Source organism: Nonomuraea terrae (genome assembly GCF_004348995.1).
In the GTDB taxonomy this organism is placed as follows: domain Bacteria; phylum Actinomycetota; class Actinomycetes; order Streptosporangiales; family Streptosporangiaceae; genus Nonomuraea; species Nonomuraea terrae.
Genome location: NZ_SMKQ01000186.1, coordinates 1 through 18,172, shown reverse-complemented (window position 1 = coordinate 18,172; position 18,172 = coordinate 1). Strand labels below are relative to the sequence as shown.

Here is an 18,172-nt window from a genome sequence, read left to right as displayed (position 1 = left end):
AGGGACAGGTCCAGGGATGCGCCGGATCGCGGTGAATCGCGTCGAGTGCGGCGCTGATGCCCGGATCGGCCAGCGCCTGGGCCCAGCCCGAGACCGTGCAGTGCTCGCGCGGCGCGTCGAACCAGGCCCGCAGGATGTACAGCAGCAGCATGTCGAGCAGGGCCGACACGATCGTGTCGGCGCCCAGCCTGGGCTTGTGCACCTCGGCGCCCAGCAGCTCGACGGCGGCCCGCAGCTCCGGGTGCAGCCCGAGCCTGGCCGGCAGGTGGATCAGGTCGGGCAGGTCGCGCAGGAGCGGGTGGGCGCGGGCCGGGTCGAGCTCGTAGCCGCCGCACAACGTGACGGTCGGCGCCCCGGAGCCGCCGACGGACGCGGAGGCGAACAGGTCGCCGCCCTCGGCCGCCGGGTCGCAGCGCGGCTCGTCCACCGGCGTGGTCGGCTGGTCGGCCATCGCGTAACCGTGCCCGTGAGGGAAGAAGAGCACGTCGCCGACCGCGAGCGCGACCGGCGGGCCGTCCGGTGGGAGCAACCAGCACGACCCCTGCAGGATCACCTGGAACCCGGCCGACCCCGGCACGGACGGGAACCGCTGCCCCCAGGGCGCGTGCCACTCGACCCGGGCGGAACGCGGCCGCCCGGTGCGCATGACGGCGATCACGTCGCTCAACACGTCCATGCCGAAGACTCTAACGAGGAAGACGCACGCGTATGTATGGAAGACGCCAACCCATTGGCTGTCTCGTCCACCGCTCCTACGGTTACCGGGGACAGGAAGGAGCACGTCGTGGGACGAGTTCTGGTGACCGGTGCGACGGGCACGATCGGACGGCACGTGGCGGCGTCATTACGGGAGGCGGGGGCCGAGGCCGTGCCCCTGACCAGGCGAACGGGCGATCTGACCGATCCGGCGTCGCTGCCCCTCGACGGGGTGGAGTCGGTGTTCCTCGTCTGGCCCTTCGCCACGGCCCGGGGGGCGCGGGAAGTGGTCGAGGCCATCGCCGCACGGGCCCGCCGGGTGGTCTACCTCTCCTCGGCCGCGCTGCGCGACCACGAGCGCGAGATCGAGCGACTGATCGCGGAATCCGTCCCGGAATGGACGTTCCTCCGCCCCCACGCCTTCGCCGCCAACACGCTGCGGTGGGCCCGCCAGGTGCGCGCGGGAACGGTGCGCGGCGCGTACGGGCAGGTCGCCGCGCCCGTGGTGCACGAGCGGGACGTCGCGGCCGTGGCCGTCCTGGCGCTGCTGGACGCCGGGCACGCCGGGGCGGCGTACGAGCTGACGGGGCCCGAGGCGATCACCCCGGCCGAGCAGGTGCGGATCCTCTCCGCGAGCACCGGGATCCCGGCCCGCTGGGAGGAGGTCCCGCCCGAAGACGCCCGAGCCGGCCTCGTGGCCATGGGGTGGCCGCCCGGCGTGGCGGCGGAGGTGCTGCGGGCCCAGGCCGCCGGGACGGGGCCGGTCACCTCGGCGGTCGAAGAGGTCACGAAGGCCCCGGCGCGCACGTTCGAGCGATGGGCGAAAGAGCACGCGGACGACTTCCGCGCCGTACGCGAGCCGGCGCCGACGATGCGGGCGGCGCGCTTCCACGAGTACGGCGGCCCTTCGGTGATCCGCCTGGACGAGGTGCCCACACCCCGTCCCGGCCCAGGACAGGTGCTGGTCGAGGTGGCCGCCACGTCGTTCAACCCGTCGGAGGCCGGCCTGCGCTCCGGGCTGCTGCGCGGGGTCTTCGGGACGGCCCTGCCGCGCACCCTCGGCTGGGACCTCTCCGGCACGGTCGTCGAGACCGGCGCGGGCGTCACCGCCCTGACCCCGGGCGACCGGGTATACGGCCTGGTGGCGGAGACGGCGGCCGAGTACGTCGTGGCGCCCGCGGACCTCCTGGCCAGGGCGCCGGAGACCATCCCGCTGGCCGACGCCGCCGCCGTCCCCGTGGCCGGGCTCACCGCCTGGCAGGCGGTCCACGAGCACGCCCGCCTCGCCCCGGGGCAGCGGGTGCTGGTCAACGGCGCGGGCGGCGGGGTCGGCCTGTTCGCCGTGCAGTTCGCCAAGCTCGCGGGCGCGTACGTGGTCGCCACGGCCGGGCCGCGCAGCGCCGCCGCGGTACGCCGGCTCGGCGCCGACGAGGTGGTCGACTACACCTCAGACCCGCTGCCCGGCGGCATGGACGTCGTGCTCAACCTGGCCGCGCTCCCCCACGAGGCGGCCGGCGCCCTGGCCGGGCTGGGCCGCAGGATCGTCACGATCGCCACCCCCGTCGAGGGCGGCACGCACTTCGTGGCCCGCGACGACCCCGCTCAGCTGGGCCGCATCGCCGCCCTGATCGACGAGGGGAGCGTCACGGTCGAGGTGGCCGAGTCGCACCCGCTGACAGAGCTCGCCGAGATCCACCGCAGGGCCGAGGCGGGCGACACCCGGGGCAAGATCGTGCTCAGGGTGTGAAGTGGCGCAGGACCTCGGGGTTGGCCATGGCGTCGGGGTTGGCGGCCTGCTCGACGGGGGTGCCGAGCAGGATCTTGCGTACCGGGACCTCCAGTTTCTTGCCCGACAGGGTGCGCGGGATGCCGGGCACCATGCGGATCTCGTTGGGCACGTGGCGGGGCGACAGCTCGGTGCGCAGGGCGTCGCAGAGGGCGCGTTCGAGCGACTCGGTCAGCTCGGCGCCCTCGGCCAGGCTCACGTACAGCAGCAGGCGGCCCTCCTGGCCGAGCTGGCCGGTGTCGATCACGAGGCTGTCGGCGATCTCCTCGAACCGCTCGACCACCCGGTAGAACTCGCTGGTGCCCATGCGGACGCCACCCCGGTTGAGCGTCGAGTCGGAACGGCCGTAGATCACGCAGCTGCCGTCCTCGTCGATCTTGATCCAGTCGCCGTGCCGCCACACGCTGGGGTAGACGTCGAAGTAGCTCTCGGCGTACCGCTCGCCGGTGGGGTCGTTCCAGAACATCACCGGCATCGACGGCATCGGCCGGGTCACCACCAGCTCGCCCACCTCGCCGACCACCGGCTTGCCCGCCGGGTCGTACGCCTCCACCTTGGCCCCGAGCGAGCGGCACGGGATGACGCCCGCCCTGATCGGGTGGAGCATGGTCGCCCCGACGAACCCCGTGCACACGTCGGTGCCGCCGGAGAACGACCCGACCGGCACCCCGGGCAGTTCGGCGGCCACCCAGGCGAACCCCTCGGGCGGCAGCGGCGAGCCGGTCGAGCCGACCCCGCGCAGCCGGTCGAGCCCCTCCGGCCGGATGCCCGCCTTCAGCGAGGCCATGATGTACGGCGCCCCCACCCCGAAGTACGTCACCCCTTCCGAGGCCGCGATCCGCCACAGCGCGGCCGGCGACGGATGGGTGGCCGAGCCGTCGTACAGCACGGGCGTGGCACCGACCAGGAGGGCGCCGATGAGGTAGTTCCACATCATCCAGCCCGTGGTCGTGTACCAGAAGAACACGTCGCCCTCGCCCAGGTTCTGGTGGAAGGTGAGCGACTTGAGGTGTTCGAGCACGATGCCGCCGTGGCCGTGCACGATCGGCTTGGGCAGCCCGGTCGTGCCGCTGGAGTAGAGGATCCACAGCGGGTGGTCGAACGGCACCCGCTCGAACTCCAGCGGGCCCTCCTCGGCCCGCAGCCCTTCCCAGCCGATGACCTCGCCGTGGGGCGTCTCGCGGGTGTGCGCCCGCGCCGGCCCGGCCTGCTGCGGCGCGCGGCCCTCGTCGGCCGCCGCGAGGTACGGGATCCACACGGTCGCCCGCAGCGAGGGCAGCTGGGCGGCGATCTCGTTGACGGCGGCCGAGCGGTCGTAGCCCCTGCCGTTGTAGTGGTAGCCGTCGACCGCGATGAGCACCTTGGGGTCGATCTGCTTGAACCGGTCGACGATGCTCGGCACTCCGAAGTCGGGCGAGCCGGCCGACCAGATCGCGCCCAGCGAGGCCGTGGCCAGGCAGGCGATCACGGCCTGCGGGATGTTGGGCAGGTAGGCGGCCACCCGGTCGCCGCGCCCGACGCCGAGCCTGACCAGACCGGCGCGCACGCGGGCGACCTCCTCGCGCAGCTCGGCCCAGGTCAGCTCCTGGCGGGCGCCGTCCTCGGAGACGAACACCAGCGCCGTGCCCTCGGTGCGGCGCAGCGCGTTCTCGGCGTAGTTGAGGATGCTGCCGGCGAACCACGTGGCGCCGGGCATCTCGCCCGAGAGCACAGGCCCGTCGCCCCGGTCGCCGATCACCTCGAAGTAATCCCAGACGGACGTCCAGAACTCGGCGGGGTGCTCGACCGACCACCGCCACGCCTCCTCGTAACCGCCGGAGCGTCCCAGCCACCGCAGGTAGCGGGTCAGCTCGGCGGATGCGACGACCTCTTCGCTCGGCTCCCAGAGAAGCTCGCCCTCAGCAACCATGTGCCCCATCCTGTCGCCGGTTCGGGGGAAAGTCATACCCTGCCCTCCCCATACCTTGCTACCTCCGAAGGTGGTCCACCGCCATACGCGCCGCCGTGCCGATGACCGCGTCGGCGCGGGGCTGGTTGAGCGCCGTGCTGAACGAACGCGTGAAGACCGCCACCGCGTACCGCCCGCCGTCGGGGTACTCCACGACGCCCGACTCGGCGCGCAGCGTCGGCAGCGTGCCGGTCTTGCCGCTGACCGCCACGTCGTCGTACGGGAAGCCGGAGGCCAGGCGGTGCGGCCAGACCTGCAGGTTGAGCATGCCGCGCATCCAGGCGCACGACTCGGCGGAGGCGGCCTCGTCCCGCCAGATCATCGCGAACAGCGTGGCCAGCTCGCGCGGCGTGGCACAGTTGGAGCGGGCCGGGTCGAGCACGCTGAGCCGGGCGATGTCGTCGGGGTCCACGTACGGCCAGCCGTGTCCGGTGTCGGCCCGCATGCTGGCGCTGCCCTCCCGCCAGCTCTGCACGACGCGCGTCCCGGTCAGCCCGAACCGGTCGAGCATGGCGTTGATCGTGTCGCACCCCACCAGCTCCAGCAGGGTGTCGGCCGAGGTGTTGTCGCTCACGGAGATCATCAGGTACGCCAGGTCACGCAGCGAGATCGTCACGTCGTCCTGCATCGCCGCGATGCCCGTCCCGCCCGCCAGGCGGTCGCTCGCCGGCACGGTCACCCGCCGCGCCGGGTCGAGCAGCCCGGCGTCGACCTGCCTGCGGAAGGCCACCAGCAGCGGCACCTTGTACATCGACGCCGTCGGCAGCGGCTCGTCCGGGTCGAGGCCGACCTCGCGGCCGGTGTCGATGTCGGCCGCGTAGAGCCAGCCGGTGACGCCGGCCCGCCGGAACAGGCTCTCGAAGTCGGGCGCGCTCATGCCAGCATCCCCGGCCTGCGGCTGACGCGCCGCACGGGCACGGCGGCCTCGTCCGTCATCCCGGCGCTCTCCTTCAACGTCCGTACGGCCAGGGCCGCGAAGCCGGTGACGAGGTCGTCGGCGGTGTCAGCCGGGGCCGCGCGCCAGGCCGTGGAAACCCGGCTCGCGATCGGCGAGCCTAGCAGCGGCCGCCAGGCCAGCCCCGGCACCTCCACCTTCGGCCCGAACGCCACCGCCGCCCCGGCCAGCACGAGCCCCAGCCCCACGCCCTGGTGGACCTGCGCAGGGACGAACCCGTGGCGGCGGCACTCCGACAGCACCTCGGCGTGCCAGCCCGGCTCCCCTTCCATGGGCGGCAGGAGCAGCTCCCGCCCCGCGAGATCGGCCAGGTGTACCTCGCCGACGCCGGTGAGCGGATCGGCGTCGGCGAGCAGCACGCCCTGCCTCTGCACCAGCACCTGCCCGAAGCGCAGGCCGGGCGCGGCGACCGGGTGGCGGACCAGGCCGACGTCGATCACGCCCTCCGCCAGCGCCGTCACCTGGTCGGCGGTCCAGATCTCGGTGGGCGCGAGGCGTACGTCGGGGTGGATGTCGCGGAAGCCCGCGACCAGGGCGGCCAGCACGGCGGCGGCGAGGTCGGGCGGGACCCCGACCCGCAGCGCCGTCCCCTGCCCCTGCCGGGCCAGCTCGTGCAGCCGGTCCACGCGGGCGACGATCTCGCGGGCCTCGGCGAGCAGCAGCCGGCCTGCCTCGGTGAGACGGACCTGCCGGGCGGAACGGTCGAACAGCCGCACGCCCAGCTCCTCCTCCAGACGCTTGATGCGCTGGCTGAGCGGCGGCTGGGCCATGCCGAGCCGGATCGCCGCGTTGCCGAAGTGGAGTTCCTCCGCCACCACGGTGAAGTAGCGAAGGTGCCGGACAAGGTCCATGACCAGCCAATATATCCAAATTTATATCTTGATTGCTGTCATATCAGTATTGGACGTCCACGCCGCTTATCTGGTCTTCTCTCCGTCATGGCACCACAAACGGGGACAATGTACGCGCACTTGCAGCCGGAGCGGCCGGTACGGCGGCGCCGGAGGTGGCCCTGGGTCACGGCGGGGCTGCTGGTCCCGCTCCTCGCGGCGGGGGGCGTCGTCTGGGCGCTGCGCACGGAGGGCTCGGTGGAGGAGACCGCCGACCGCTACCTGACGGCCTGGTCGGACCAGGACTACGCGACCATGCGCTCGCTGGTCGCCGACCCGCCCGCCGACTTCGACACCTGGCACCGCCGCTTCCGTGCCGACCTCAAGGTCAGCCAGGCGTCCTTCCACCGCTCCCGCCCGAACGGGGTTTTCGCGAGCACCTCCCACGACGGCGTGGTGAGCTTCCAGTCCAGGCTTCTCGGGCGGCTGGACTGGACCTACACCGGGCAGCTCAAGCTGGTCGAGGACGGCCGGACATGGAAGGTCGCCTGGACGCCCGCCACGATCCATCCCCTGCTGAAGAAGGGCCGCTCGCTGAAGGTGGTCACGCGGCAGGCCGACCCGGTGCGGGTGCTCGCCGCCGACGGCACGGAGCTCAACGACCCGGGCGCGCCCGGGTCGGTGCAGCAGCTCGTGGAGGGCATGAAGCAGGTCTTCCCCGACCGCTTCGAGTCGCCCGACCGCTACCGGATCGACCTGTACGAAGACGACCAGCCGGTGGAGACGGTCGTGGAGGCGGGCGGGTACCGTCCGATCCAGACGACGATCGACCTGAAGGTGCACCGTGCGGGGGCGCGGGCGCTGGAGGGCATGTACAAGCCGGACAAGCCGGTCTCCCTGGTGGCGCTGCGAGCCTCGACCGGCGAGATCCTGGCGGTGGTCAACGCGCCGGGCGGGTTCAACCGGGCGCTGCTCGGCAAGTACCCGCCGGGCTCGACGTTCAAGGTCGTCACCGCCTCCGCGCTGGTCGCCGACGGCGTCGAGCCCGGCGAGCAGGTGCAGTGCCCGGCCGAGAAGAACATCGGCGGCTTCCCGTTCCACAACGCCGGATTCGAGGACTTCGGCACGCTGTCGTTCCGCGACGCGTTCGCGCACTCGTGCAACACCACGTTCGGCGAGATGAGCGTGGCCCGGCTGAACGGCGGGCGGCTCGGCGAGGTCGCGCGGAGCTTCGGCTTCGGCACCCCGATCACGCCGGGCGTGCCGGCCGTGCGCGCCGAGTACCCCGACCCCAAGGACGACACCGACCTGGCCTCGGCCGCCATCGGACAGGGCCGGGTGCTGGCGAGCCCGCTGAACATGGCCTCGGTGGCCGCCGCCATCGCCTCCGGCGCGTGGATCCCGCCCCGCCTCGTCAAGGACGAGCACATCCCGGACGCCCAGCCGGACAACCCGCGCCCGCTGGAGCAGGGCGTGGTCAAGGCGCTGCGCACACTGATGCCCGCCGTCGTCACCGACGGCACCGCCCACGGCGTGAGCTTCCCCTCCGGCACGGCCGGCAAGACCGGCACCGCGGAGTACGGCTCCGGCAAGGAACCCCCGGCGCACTCCTGGTTCATCGGCTACCGCGGCGACGTGGCCTTCTCCATCATCGTCGAAGGCGGCGGCGCCGGCTCCGCGGTGGCCGCCCCCATCGCCGCCCGCTTCCTGAGCAACCTGTCCTGAACGTCAGCCGGCCTTACGGTCGATCGGGGTCGTGAGGGAGGCGACGGCGGCCACCACCTCCGAGGCGTTGGACAGATCGGGCAGCACGATGTCGGCCCCGGCCTCGCGCAGCTCGGCTGCCATCGACCGCCCGGACGCGACCCCGATCATCGCCGCCCCGCCGATCCTGGCCGCCTGCACGTCACGCGTCGAGTCGCCGATCACCACGGTGTTGGCCGCCGTGAACGGCGTGCCGAGGCGCTGCTTGGCCCGCGACTGCGCGACCTGCAGCAGCGTCGCCTTGGGGTAGACCTCCTCGCCGTAGCCGCCGAGGTCGAAGTCGACGTACTTGTCGAGCCCGAACGCCTTCAGCTTGTGCACGGCGTTGCTCTTGATGGTGCCGGTCAGCACCGTCTGGACGACGCCGTCGAGCCGGCCCACCGACCTCAGCGCGTCTCTGGCCCCCGGCATCATCCGCCCCTCCTTCGTCAGCCGGCCGCGCCGGTCGGCGAAGGCCATGGCGAGCGCGGCCAGGAACTTCGGCAGGTGGTCGTCCTCGGCCACGATGCCGTTGACGGCGAGCGTCTCGAAGACGATCTCGGAGTCGGGGCGGCCCAGCGGGGGCACCAGCTTCACCAGCGGGCGCCCCGTCACGACGCGGAACGCCTCGGCGTAGGCGTCTCTGGTCACGATGGCGACGTCGACCAGCGTCAGGTCGACGTTCCACAGCACAAGGCGGTTGATGGCAGCCTCCTGAGCAATCCCCTCAAAGGGTACGGCCGTCACCATGCTCAGGCGGGCCGCCCGAGCGATTCAAGCATGTTCAGGCGTAATCGAGGGCATCGGAGAGCCGGTCGACGACCGGCAGCCCGGTGCTCTCCAGCTCCGCCCGCGTGGTCATCCCGCCCGTGTAGAGCACGGCGCGCGCGCCGACGTGCCGGGCGGCGAACCCGTCGTCCACGCTGTCGCCGATCACCAGCACCTCGGCCGGGTCGACGTCCATGGCCGCGATGTGCGCGGCCATGTGCGCGGCCTTCTCGCCGCCGGTGCCGAACACCACGCCGTCGATCCGGCTGAAGTGGGTGGTGATGCCGAACGACTCCACCTTGGGCACCAGGTGGTCGTGCGGGGCCATGGAGCACAACGACTGCGTGCCCGTCCAGCCGGCGAGCACGAACTCGGCGTCCGGGGCGAGCGGGCACAGATCGCTCAGCCGGAAGTAGTGCTCGTGGAACCCGCCGTCGAGCAGCTCCCACTCGCCCTCGTTCAAGGGACGGCCGAGCAGGCGCTCGTAGGCGACCCAGATGGGCCGGGTGTAGACCGCGCGGAAGGAGTCGGCGGTCAGCTCGGGCAGCGCGTACGGCTTGAAGACCGCGTTGGTGGCTTCGACCACGGCCTCCACGTCGTGGAAGAGCGTGCCGTTCCAATCCCAGATGATGTGCTTTGTCATGTCATGGCAAGCCTAATAGGCGGGCGTGACTCTCACGGCCGCAGCAGGTCGGGGATCTCCTGGGTCGCAAACCACATCAGGTCGTGCGCCTCGGCGCCGTCCACGGTGAACTGCGCGTCGTCGTCGCCCTCGTCGGCGGCGGGCAGCGCGGCGATCGCCGCCTCGATGTCGGCGGCGGCGTCGGTGTCGTCGACGTGCACCGCGGCCACCGTGGTCAACGGCACCGCGTCCGCGATGCGGACCCGCGCGCGTTCCTCCAGGTCGGCGCCGGCGGTGATCATGCCCTCCGGCACCTCGGCGGCGATCACCACGCGCCGGGGCGCGGCCTCGACGCCGTCGGCGCGGTCGGCGGCCAGCATCCGCAGGGAGGCGCGGGCCGCCTCCGTGAGCGCGACGTACTCGAGCTCCTCGGTGTCGCCCGAGGCGTACCACTCGATCAGCGCGGGGGTCACCGCGTAACCGATGAGCGGGGCCGGGCCCAGCCCTCCCGCCTCGACCGCGAGGGCGAGGGCGGGCAGGGTGCACGGCAGATAGACGCGCATGACGAACCTTTCGTGCTTACGTGGCCGGGCCGGGAGCCCGGCGCGCCGAGATCGAGATCCTGGCGTCGCTACGGCTCCAGCTCGGCGTGGGAGGGCTCTATCATGCCCGTCGCAGCGTGAGCCGGAGGACGGACTCGAGTTCCGTGATGGTCGTGTCCGGGTCGCGGTGGTGGATCCCGGAGATGCCGAGCCCGCGGGCGGCGAGGATGTTGGCCTCGATGTCGTCGATGAACACGCACTCCTCGCCGGGCAGCCCCAGCAGGCCGAGCGCGTGATGGAAGATGCGCGGCTCGGGCTTGCGCATGCCGACCTCGCCGGAGATCACGACCGCGTCGAAGACCTCGTCCCAGCCGTCGCGGGGGTAGGTGTTGGACCACGAGTTGGACAGCAGGCACGTCTTGAGCCCCTGGCCGCGTACGTCGCGCAACATGTCGTACATGGCGTCCACCCGCTCGAAGCCGGCGAACATCCGCTCGAGCAGGCCGTCGGGCACCGGCGGCTCGCCGTCCACGGTCCGCAGCCTGGCGGCCAGATCGCGTTCGAAGGCCGGCCCGTCGATCTCGCCGCGTTCGAGGGCGTGGACGATGCTCCCGCCGTCTTCGGTGCGGTAGGCGTGCTCGATCAGCTCCCGCATCACGGTGTAGTAGTGGCCGGCTTCGATCCTGTCCGCCTCGATCCAGCGGGCGATGGAGTCGGAGAGGCTGGTCGTCAGCACCCCGCCCCAGTCGATGAGAACACCCGTAACCATCGTTCTAGGTTAGAACGCTAACGAAACGCCCAACGCCTCACCCCCGACGACTAAAAACCGGCGTCCTGCTCACCATGCCGGCCGCGATGTACATCGCCGGCGGCCTGCGCGGCTCGCACCGACGCCTAACGGAAGCGCCCGGCCAGCCTGCGGTGCTCGGCCGAGCGCAGCACGCGCGCGGCCTCCTCCGCCGAGGCCGTGGGCGCCTCGGCCAGCAGACCCCGGTTGTGCTTGAGCGTCAGCAGCCGGGTGACCGACTGGTCGAGGCGCTCCTTGGAGATGCGGCCCGACTTCACCGCCGCCATCACCGCGCGGTACTGCTTCGGCAGGTCGTTCGGCATGAGCAGCAGGTCGACGCCGGCCAGCACGGCCCGCACCGCGATCTCCCCGTCGTCGTACTTCTTGCGCACGCCCGCCATGTTGAGCGCGTCGGTGGAGATGACGCCCTTGAAGCCGAGCTCCTTGCGCAGCAGGCCGGTCAGGATGGGCTTGGACAGCGTGGCCGGGTCGCCCGACGGGTCGAGCTTGGGGAAGACGATGTGGGCGCTCATCACGGCGTCCACCCCCGCGTCGATGGCGGCCTTGAACGGCGGCGCGTCGATGCGCTCCCACTCGGCCCTGGTGTGCTTGATCACCGGCAGCCCGGTGTGGCTGTCGACGTTCGTGTCGCCGTGCCCGGGGAAATGTTTGGCGGTCGAGGCCATGCCCGCCTCGTGGAAGCCCTTGACGGCCGCGGCCACCATCGCGGCCACCTTCTTCGGCTCGTCGCCGTACGCCCGCTGCCCGATGACCGGGTTGCGCGGGTTGATGTTCACGTCGGCCACCGGCGCGAAGTCGAGGTTGACGCCGAGCGCGTGCAGCTCCCTGCCGGTCGAGCGGGCCACCTGCCCGGCCAGCTCGGGCTTGCCCTCGGCGCCGATCCGACCGGCGCCGGGGAAGGTGGTCATGACGCTGGAGAACCGCGACACCAGGCCGTTCTCCTGGTCGGTGGCGATCAACAGCGGGATGTCCTTCGAGGCCCGCTGCATGCCGTTGGTGAACGAGACGACCTGGCCGACGCTCTTGACGTTGTACGGGAAGAGGATGACGCCGCCCAGGTGGTACTTCTGGATGACCTTGGCCGGGGTCTGGGCGCCGAAGCGGGCCTGGTTCTCGCCGGAGACCGAGTCGGCGGCGGTGCCGTACACGATCGGCATGAAGAGCTGGCCGACCTTCTCCTCGACGTTCATCTCCGACAGGGCGCGCTCCACCGGGCTTTCAGCGGCCGGCGTCGTCGGCGGCGCGCTCTGCTGCGGCGTGGCCGGCGCGGGCGCCGCCCTGCCCCCGGTCGGTTCGGCCTCCGCCGAGCCGCCGCCACCACCACACGCGGTCAGCGCGGTCACCAGGAGCCCTGTCGTCGCGATCCGTCGAAGCATGAGTCCCAAGGTATCCATCCACAGGCCGGGCACGAGCCCGGCACGCCTACAACCCGAGTCTGGCCAGGCCCGGCAGGTGCGCGCGGGCCGCCGCGCGCGCGTCGGCCGCCGTCGGCTGCGCCTGTGCCGCCCGAGCCGCCGTACGGCACTGGTCCAGGCTGTGCGCGGCCAGCCCGGCGCGTACGGCGGCCAGCGAGGACGGCGCCATCGACAGCGAGCCGACGCCGAGCCCGGCCAGCACGCAGGCCATGACCGGGTCGGCGGCGGCCTCCCCGCACACCGCGCACGGCTTGCCCGCTCGCGTCGCGGCCTGCGCCGTCATGGCGACCAGGTCGAGCAGCGCCGGCTGCCACGGGTCCTGCAGCGCGCTCACCGCGCCGAGCTGCCGGTCGGCGGCGAAGGCGTACTGGCTGAGGTCGTTGGTGCCGACCGAGACGAAGTCGGCGTGGGCGAGCAGGTCGCGGGCACGCAGCGCCGCGGCCGGGATCTCGATCATCACGCCGGCGCTGGGCAGCCCCCTGTCGCGGCAGGCGCGCACGAACCAGGCGGCGTCCTGCGTGGTGGCGACCATGGGCGCCATCACCTGCAGGCCCTCCTCGGCCACCGCCGCCAGCGCGTCCAGCTGGGCCGCCATCACCTCCGGGTACCTGCGGAACAGGCGCAGCCCGCGCTCCCCCAGCGCCGGGTTCGGCTCGGCGGGCACGGGCAGGAACGCCAGCGGCTTGTCGGCGCCGCTGTCGAGCGTGCGCACGCAGATCTTGCCACCGGGGAACGCCTCCAGCGCCTGCCGGTAGGCGCGCCGCTGCTCCTCGGGAGAGGGCGGCCGCGTCCGGTCGAGGTAGAGGAACTCGGTCCGGTAGAGGCCGACGCCCTCGGCCTCGGCGGCGAGGGCCGCGTCGAGGTCGGCGGGGCTGCCGACGTTCGCGTACAGCGGCACCGGCTGCCCGTCGGCGGTCCTGCCGGGGCCCCTGGCGGCGGAGAGCGCCGCCTGGCGCGCCGACGCGACGCCGACCGCCTCGGCCACGTGCGCCTGCGCCGGCTCGACGCTGACCTCGCCGGAGGTGCCGTCCACCATCACCCGGACGCCGTGCGGGATGCCGATCGCGCCCGGGCAGGCCACGACGGCCGGCACGCCCATGGCGCGGGCCAGGATCGCGGTGTGGCTGGTGGGCCCGCCCTCCTCGGTGACGAACGCGGCCACCTGCGCGCGCGACAGCAGCGCCGTGTCGGCCGGCGCGAGATCCCGCGCCACCAGCACGTACGGCTCCGCGGGCGAGGCCGGCAGCGCCGGCATGGCCTGCCCGTAGAGCACCGCGATCACGCGGTCGCGGATGTCGTTCAGGTCGGCGGCCCGCTCGCCCAGGTAGCCGCCGGACCCGGCGAGCACGTCGCGGTACTTCGTGAACGCCTCGAAGACCGCCCTCGGGGCGGCCAGCCCACGGTCGATCAGCGAGCGCACCTTGACGACCACGCCGGGGTCCTCGGCCATCAGCGCCTGGGCCTTGAGGATCTCCTCGGCCTCGCCGCCGGCCCGGTTGCCACGGGCCTCCAGCTCGCCCGCGACCTGCGTGAGCGCGGTCATCGCGCGCTCCTTCTCCTGCTCGGCCTCGCCGGCGTAGGCAGCGCCCTCGGGGGGTTCGGGCACAGAGACGGAGAGTACGTACGAGGGCCCGTGCCCGACGCCCGGGCTGACCCCCACCCCCCTCAGGTTCATGGCGCGGCGGCGATCGCGGCCAGTTCGTCGAGCACCTCTTCCGAGCCTTCGCCCTCGGCCGAGATCACGACGGTCTCGCCCTGCCGGACGTCGAGCGCCATGACCGCGAGGATGCTCTTGCCGTTCACCGGGCCCTCGCCGTTGGGCTTCGCCACCGTGATCTCCATCGGGGCCTGCTTGGCGCGCTGCACGAACGTCGCCGCCGGACGCGCGTGCAGCCCTACCTCGGCGGCCACGGTGACCTTCCGCTCACCCATTTCGCTGCTCCTCCTTCTGTGCCGGTCCGGACCAGCCGTACCTCCGTACGGCCGTCGATCGCCGTCAAATGGGACGACCTGCCCATTCTGCCGGGTCTCACGTATGCCGGTACGTAGATCGGCACTCCCTGTGAACGGATCGCAGCGGCCGCTATTCCCATCGGAAGAGCTCGTCCCCCACGTGCACGGCCCCCTCCGCGACCCCCGTCAGGGACTCCGAGACGGCGTCCAGCGCGACGACCGGGCAGACCGGCGAACGCCCGCCCGCCTCGACGGCCGCGGGGTCCCAGGCCACCACCGGCTGCCCGGCGCGCACCCGGTCGCCCTCCGCCGCCAGCAGCCGGAACCCCTCTCCTTTGAGCTGGACGGTGTCGATGCCCAGGTGCACCAGCACGCCCCTGCCGTCGTCCCCCACGATGACGTACGCGTGCGGATGCAGTTTCATAATTTTTCCCGCTATGGGGGCGACTGCCTCCCCCGGCCCCCGCAGCGGATCGATCGCCGTTCCCGGGCCGACCATGCCCGCGGAGAAGACCGGGTCGGGCACGGCGGCCAATCCCACAGCTGCCCCCTCAACCGGGGCGAGAACAGTCGTCATGGTCTCGCCCTTTAGCCGATGATGTCCTCGATGTCGCTGGCTATCGTGTCGGCCTCAGGTCCGACGACGACCTGAACCACGTTCCCCGCAGCCATCACGCCATGCGCGCCGGCCGCTTTCAGCGCCGCCTGGTCGACCTTGGAGGCGTCGTGCACCTCCGTGCGCAGGCGGGTGATGCAGGGTTCGATCTCGATGATGTTGTCGGCGCCGCCCAGCCCGGCGATGAGCGCATTCACGTCGGCCGCCATCTCGTCCTCCCTAGGACTAGCACTCCGACCAGGCTAGATCAGTCGGTCTGGGTGACCTTGTTCAAGCCGCGCGGCGCGTCCGGGTCGATGCCGAGCCGCCGTGCCAGCGCCTCGGTGAGCAGCTGACCGGGCACGATCAGGCCCATGGGCGCCAGCCACTCGGGCAGGTCGGGGCCGTTCAGCGCGGCCGTGCCGGCCTGTGCGAGCGCCGTCCCGCCGCCGATCGTGTACGCCGCCGCGCCCGCGGCCACCACCCGCTCGGCCAGCGCGACCGTGCCCTGGAGCGTCGGGCTGTTCTCGGAGGCGACGAGCAGCGCGGGCGTGTCGGCGTCCACGACGGCGATGGGCCCGTGCAGCAGGTCGGCGTACGACAGGCCCATGGCGTGCAGGTAGCAGGCCTCCTTGAGCTTCAGCGCGGTCTCCAGCGCCGTGGAGAAGGCCAGGCCGCGCCCGGAGACGACCACGCCGGGCTTGTCCAGCAGGCCCTCGACCACGGCGTCCAGGTCGCCCGGCTCGGCGACCAGCTTCTCCACCGCCTCGGGCACCCGCTGCAGCTCGCCGGCGTCCACGTCCGCGCCGAGGCCGAGCGCCAGCACCGCGAGGGCGGCCAGCTGCGTCGTGTACGTCTTCGTCGCCGGGACGGCCTTCTCCTCCCCGGCCACCGTGCACAGCGCCACGTCGGCGGCCTGCGCGAGCGGGCTGTCCGCACCCCCGTTGGTGATGCCGACGGTCCTGGCCCCGCAGTCCTTCGCCCAGGACAGCGTCTCCACGATCTCCTCGGTGCGTCCCGACTGCGAGATGGCCACCGCGAGCACGCCGTCGAGGTCGAGCTTGCGCTTGTACGTCGTCGCGATCGACGGCGCCGCCAGCGCGGAGAGCCGCCCGGCGTGCGATTCGACCAGGTAACGCCCGTAAACTGCGGCATTGTCAGAGGTGCCACGTGCGATGAACAGCAACTGGCGGGTCTGCTCGCCCAGAGGCTCGATCTCGGAGACCTGGGGCAGCAGGGCGTCCAGCGTGGCCCGCAGCGCGGTCGGCTGCTCGGCGATCTCGCTGCGCATCTTGGTGGTCATCGTTGAAATCATCCTTACGTCATGGCGGCTCGGACTTGACCGACTTTCGCGACATGTGGTCTAGTCCGGACTAGACCAGTACGAACCATAGCCCATTACCCAAGGTCAGCACGAGGGGAGGATGAGTGCCGCACATCGATCCGGACAGCCCGGTGCCCAAGTACTTCCAGCTCCGCGAGATCCTGCTGGACCTCATCGACAGCGACGAGCTCAGCATCGGCGCGGCCATTCCGTCCGAGCGCGAGCTGTGCCAGCGCTTCGGGCTGTCCCGGATGACCGTGCGCCAGGCCGTCGACCACCTGGTCTCCGAGGGCCGCCTGCACCGGGTGCCCGGCAAGGGCACGTTCGTGGCCCGGCCCAAGATCGAGCTGGCGCTGCAGCTCACCTCGTTCACCGAGGACATGCGGGCGCGCGGCATGATCCCGGGCTCGCGCGACCTCGACCGCCGCGTCGTGCGCGCCAGCGCCCACCTGGCCAAGGAGCTCGGCATCCCGCCGGGCGAGGAGGTCCACTTCATCGAGCGGCTGCGCACCGCCGACGGCGAGCCGCTGTCCATCGAGCGGGCCCACATCCCCGTCAAGCTCGCGCCCGACCTGGCCTCCTTCGACCTGACGGACACGTCCCTGTACGAGCTGCTGGAGCGCCGCTACGGCCTGGTCATGGACGCCGGCGAGCTGACCATCGACGGCGGCATCGCCGACCCGAGCGACGCCGACCTGCTGAAGCTCTCCCGGGGCGGCGCCGTCCTGCTGCTGCAGCGCAGATCGTTCTCCGGCGGCGTCTGCGCGGAGCTGGGCGTGTCCACCTACCGCGCCGACCGCTACCAGCTGCGCACCCTCCTCGAAATGCCCGCCCGAAGGGGCTGACCCCATCTCCCCAGCGAGGCCCTGACCCGCCTCGGAGGATCGCCGGTGAACGAGACCACCGCCGCCCGGCCTTCGCCGTTCGCGCGCGTGATGACCGTGCTCCAGCGGCTGGGCCGCTCCCTGATGCTGCCCATCGCCGCCCTGCCGTCGGCGGCGCTGCTACTGCGCTTCGGCCAGCCCGACATGCTCGGCTCGAACGGCGCCGAGCCGGGCGGCCTGGCCGACGTGGCCGGCCTGGCGTGGCTGAACGAGGTGGCCGGCGTGCTGGCCGCCGCCGGGGCGGCGCTGCTGGAGAACCTGCCGCTGCTGTTCGCCGTCGGCGTCGCGATCGGCTTCGCCCGCAAGTCGGACGGCTCCACCGCGCTCGCGGCCGTCGTCGGCTACCTGGTCTTCGACCGGGTCACGAAGGTGATGTTCGCCGAGTCCGGCATCCGCGACACCGTCGTCATCAAGCAGGCCCTGCCGCAGGGCGGCTTCCAGGAGATCATCGACTACGGCATGCAGAACCCCACCAAGGTCCTCGGCGGCATCGTCATGGGCCTGGTGGCCGCCCTGCTCTGGCAGCGTTTCCACCGCATCAAGCCGCCGTCGTGGCTGGCCTTCTTCGGCGGGCGGCGTTTCGTGCCCATCGTCACCTCGATCGCGGCGTTGCTCATCGGCGTGGTGTTCGGCTGGCTCTGGCCGGTCCTCGGCGAGTGGATCCGCCACGCCGGCGAGGCCCTGGCCGCCGTCGGCCCCGTCGGCACCGGCGTCTACGGCCTGGTCAACCGCCTGCTCATCCCGTTCGGCCTGCACCACTTCGTCAACTCGGTCGTCTGGTACGTCGTGCCGCAGTGCGACGTCGGCGGCCGGGTGCTCGGCGGCGACTGGAACTGCTACTTCGGCGGCGACCCGCACGCCGGCCAGTTCATGGCCGGGTTCTTCCCCATCATGATGTTCGCCCTCCCGGCCGCCGCCCTGGCCATGTGGCGGGCGGCCCCCGCGCACCGGCGGGCCACGGTGGGCGGCATCATGCTGTCGGCCGGGCTGGCGTCGTTCGTCACGGGCATCACCGAGCCGATCGAGTTCGCGTTCATCTTCGTCGCGCCGCTGCTGCTGGTGGTGCACGCCGTCCTGACCGGCCTGGCCATGGCGCTCACCACGCTCATCGGCGGCCAGCTCGGCTTCGGCTTCTCCGCCGGCCTGCTCGACATGCTGCTGAACGCCGGCAAGTCGAACACCGAGAACCTCCCGGGCATCCTCGTCCTCGGCGTGGCCTACGGCGTCGTCTACTACGTCGTGTTCTCGTTCCTCATCCGCAGGCTCGACATCCAGACCCCCGGCCGCGAACCCGACCCCGACC

At 72.3% G+C, this 18,172-nt stretch carries 18 protein-coding genes; 4 read left to right on the top strand and 14 right to left on the bottom strand.

Annotated elements, in window-relative coordinates:
* On the bottom strand, positions 1-676 hold a 676-nt coding region (locus E1286_RS37075), incomplete at its 3' end, for a cupin domain-containing protein (RefSeq protein WP_132620266.1).
* Positions 677-784: 108 nt separating this feature from the next.
* Between E1286_RS37075 and E1286_RS50815 the strand changes: the two genes are divergently transcribed.
* On the top strand, positions 785-2,443 hold the full coding sequence (locus E1286_RS50815; protein WP_246075496.1) for a zinc-binding dehydrogenase: 1,659 nt from the start codon (positions 785-787) through the stop codon (positions 2,441-2,443).
* Here the strand turns inward: E1286_RS50815 and E1286_RS37060 are convergent.
* Genes E1286_RS37060 through E1286_RS37050 form a run of 3 tightly spaced genes read right to left on the bottom strand, consistent with a single transcriptional unit; the run spans position 2,433 to position 6,236 of the window.
* On the bottom strand, positions 2,433-4,391 hold the full coding sequence (locus E1286_RS37060) for an acetoacetate--CoA ligase (protein ID WP_132620264.1): 1,959 nt from the start codon (positions 4,389-4,391) through the stop codon (positions 2,433-2,435). The genes E1286_RS50815 and E1286_RS37060 overlap by 11 nt on opposite strands.
* Positions 4,392-4,449: 58 nt before the next feature.
* Complete coding sequence (locus tag E1286_RS37055; RefSeq protein WP_132620262.1) at positions 4,450-5,307, bottom strand: serine hydrolase; 858 nt, start codon at positions 5,305-5,307, stop codon at positions 4,450-4,452.
* Positions 5,304-6,236 (bottom strand): LysR family transcriptional regulator, encoded by a 933-nt coding sequence (locus E1286_RS37050; RefSeq protein WP_132620260.1) that lies wholly within the window; start codon positions 6,234-6,236, stop codon positions 5,304-5,306. Before E1286_RS37050 ends, E1286_RS37055 begins: the two co-directional genes overlap by 4 nt.
* 108 nt (positions 6,237-6,344) lie before the next feature.
* On the opposite strand from E1286_RS37050, the gene E1286_RS37045 reads away from it, so the two are divergent.
* The gene (locus E1286_RS37045) at positions 6,345-7,940 is read left to right on the top strand and encodes a penicillin-binding transpeptidase domain-containing protein (RefSeq protein ID WP_132620258.1); all 1,596 of its coding nucleotides are present in this window, start codon (positions 6,345-6,347) and stop codon (positions 7,938-7,940) included.
* Positions 7,941-7,943: 3 nt separating this feature from the next.
* Here E1286_RS37045 and E1286_RS37040 read toward each other — a convergent pair whose 3' ends face one another.
* From E1286_RS37040 to E1286_RS36995, 10 genes are all read right to left on the bottom strand, one after another.
* Positions 7,944-8,651 carry an HAD family hydrolase gene (locus E1286_RS37040; RefSeq protein WP_246075495.1) on the bottom strand — a complete coding sequence of 236 codons (708 nt, stop codon included), beginning with the start codon at positions 8,649-8,651 and terminating at the stop codon, positions 7,944-7,946.
* 91 nt (positions 8,652-8,742) lie between these two features.
* The gene (locus E1286_RS37035) at positions 8,743-9,369 is read right to left on the bottom strand and encodes an HAD family hydrolase (protein WP_132620254.1); all 627 of its coding nucleotides are present in this window, start codon (positions 9,367-9,369) and stop codon (positions 8,743-8,745) included.
* A gap of 32 nt (positions 9,370-9,401) precedes the next feature.
* A complete protein-coding gene (locus E1286_RS37030; protein ID WP_132620252.1) occupies positions 9,402-9,911 on the bottom strand; it encodes a DUF6912 family protein in 510 nt (169 codons plus the stop codon).
* Positions 9,912-10,011: 100 nt separating this feature from the next.
* The gene (locus E1286_RS37025; RefSeq protein WP_132620250.1) at positions 10,012-10,659 is read right to left on the bottom strand and encodes an HAD family hydrolase; all 648 of its coding nucleotides are present in this window, start codon (positions 10,657-10,659) and stop codon (positions 10,012-10,014) included.
* A 125-nt stretch (positions 10,660-10,784) separates the two neighbouring features.
* Positions 10,785-12,074, bottom strand: a complete 1,290-nt coding sequence (gene nagZ / locus E1286_RS37020) for a beta-N-acetylhexosaminidase (RefSeq protein ID WP_246075494.1) — start codon at positions 12,072-12,074, stop codon at positions 10,785-10,787.
* Between the two features lie 46 nt (positions 12,075-12,120).
* Positions 12,121-13,788 (bottom strand): phosphoenolpyruvate--protein phosphotransferase, encoded by a 1,668-nt coding sequence (ptsP, locus tag E1286_RS37015; RefSeq protein WP_132620246.1) that lies wholly within the window; start codon positions 13,786-13,788, stop codon positions 12,121-12,123.
* Positions 13,785-14,045, bottom strand: coding sequence for an HPr family phosphocarrier protein (locus tag E1286_RS37010; protein WP_132620244.1), 261 nt, complete (start codon positions 14,043-14,045; stop codon positions 13,785-13,787). Before E1286_RS37010 ends, ptsP begins: the two co-directional genes overlap by 4 nt.
* A gap of 151 nt (positions 14,046-14,196) precedes the next feature.
* Positions 14,197-14,643: a PTS sugar transporter subunit IIA gene (locus E1286_RS37005; protein WP_132620242.1), complete on the bottom strand. Its 447-nt coding sequence runs from the start codon at positions 14,641-14,643 to the stop codon at positions 14,197-14,199.
* 11 nt (positions 14,644-14,654) lie between these two features.
* On the bottom strand, positions 14,655-14,891 hold the full coding sequence (locus E1286_RS37000; RefSeq protein ID WP_132620240.1) for a PTS sugar transporter subunit IIB: 237 nt from the start codon (positions 14,889-14,891) through the stop codon (positions 14,655-14,657).
* A gap of 38 nt (positions 14,892-14,929) precedes the next feature.
* The gene (locus E1286_RS36995; RefSeq protein WP_132620238.1) at positions 14,930-15,964 is read right to left on the bottom strand and encodes an SIS domain-containing protein; all 1,035 of its coding nucleotides are present in this window, start codon (positions 15,962-15,964) and stop codon (positions 14,930-14,932) included.
* A 125-nt stretch (positions 15,965-16,089) separates the two neighbouring features.
* Between E1286_RS36995 and E1286_RS36990 the strand changes: the two genes are divergently transcribed.
* The gene (locus E1286_RS36990; RefSeq protein WP_132620236.1) at positions 16,090-16,830 is read left to right on the top strand and encodes a GntR family transcriptional regulator; all 741 of its coding nucleotides are present in this window, start codon (positions 16,090-16,092) and stop codon (positions 16,828-16,830) included.
* 45 nt (positions 16,831-16,875) lie between these two features.
* Positions 16,876-18,172: PTS transporter subunit EIIC (locus tag E1286_RS36985; protein ID WP_132620234.1), on the top strand; the 1,297-nt coding region annotated here is incomplete at its 3' end.

Excerpts from the sequence above, each read along its gene's own strand:
- E1286_RS37060 (WP_132620264.1), bottom strand. The coding sequence starts at position 4,391 with ATGGTTGCTGAGGGCGAGCTTCTCTGGGAGCCGAGCGAAGAGGTCGTC.
- E1286_RS37055 (WP_132620262.1), bottom strand. The coding sequence starts at position 5,307 with ATGAGCGCGCCCGACTTCGAGAGCCTGTTCCGGCGGGCCGGCGTCACC.
- E1286_RS37050 (WP_132620260.1), bottom strand. The coding sequence starts at position 6,236 with ATGGACCTTGTCCGGCACCTTCGCTACTTCACCGTGGTGGCGGAGGAA.
- E1286_RS37045 (WP_132620258.1), top strand. The coding sequence starts at position 6,345 with ATGTACGCGCACTTGCAGCCGGAGCGGCCGGTACGGCGGCGCCGGAGG.
- E1286_RS37035 (WP_132620254.1), bottom strand. The coding sequence starts at position 9,369 with ATGACAAAGCACATCATCTGGGATTGGAACGGCACGCTCTTCCACGAC.
- E1286_RS37030 (WP_132620252.1), bottom strand. The coding sequence starts at position 9,911 with ATGCGCGTCTATCTGCCGTGCACCCTGCCCGCCCTCGCCCTCGCGGTC.
- E1286_RS37025 (WP_132620250.1), bottom strand. The coding sequence starts at position 10,659 with ATGGTTACGGGTGTTCTCATCGACTGGGGCGGGGTGCTGACGACCAGC.
- nagZ (WP_246075494.1), bottom strand. The coding sequence starts at position 12,074 with ATGCTTCGACGGATCGCGACGACAGGGCTCCTGGTGACCGCGCTGACC.
- ptsP (WP_132620246.1), bottom strand. The coding sequence starts at position 13,788 with ATGAACCTGAGGGGGGTGGGGGTCAGCCCGGGCGTCGGGCACGGGCCC.
- E1286_RS37010 (WP_132620244.1), bottom strand. The coding sequence starts at position 14,045 with ATGGGTGAGCGGAAGGTCACCGTGGCCGCCGAGGTAGGGCTGCACGCG.
- E1286_RS37005 (WP_132620242.1), bottom strand. The coding sequence starts at position 14,643 with ATGACGACTGTTCTCGCCCCGGTTGAGGGGGCAGCTGTGGGATTGGCC.
- E1286_RS37000 (WP_132620240.1), bottom strand. The coding sequence starts at position 14,891 with ATGGCGGCCGACGTGAATGCGCTCATCGCCGGGCTGGGCGGCGCCGAC.
- E1286_RS36995 (WP_132620238.1), bottom strand. The coding sequence starts at position 15,964 with ATGACCACCAAGATGCGCAGCGAGATCGCCGAGCAGCCGACCGCGCTG.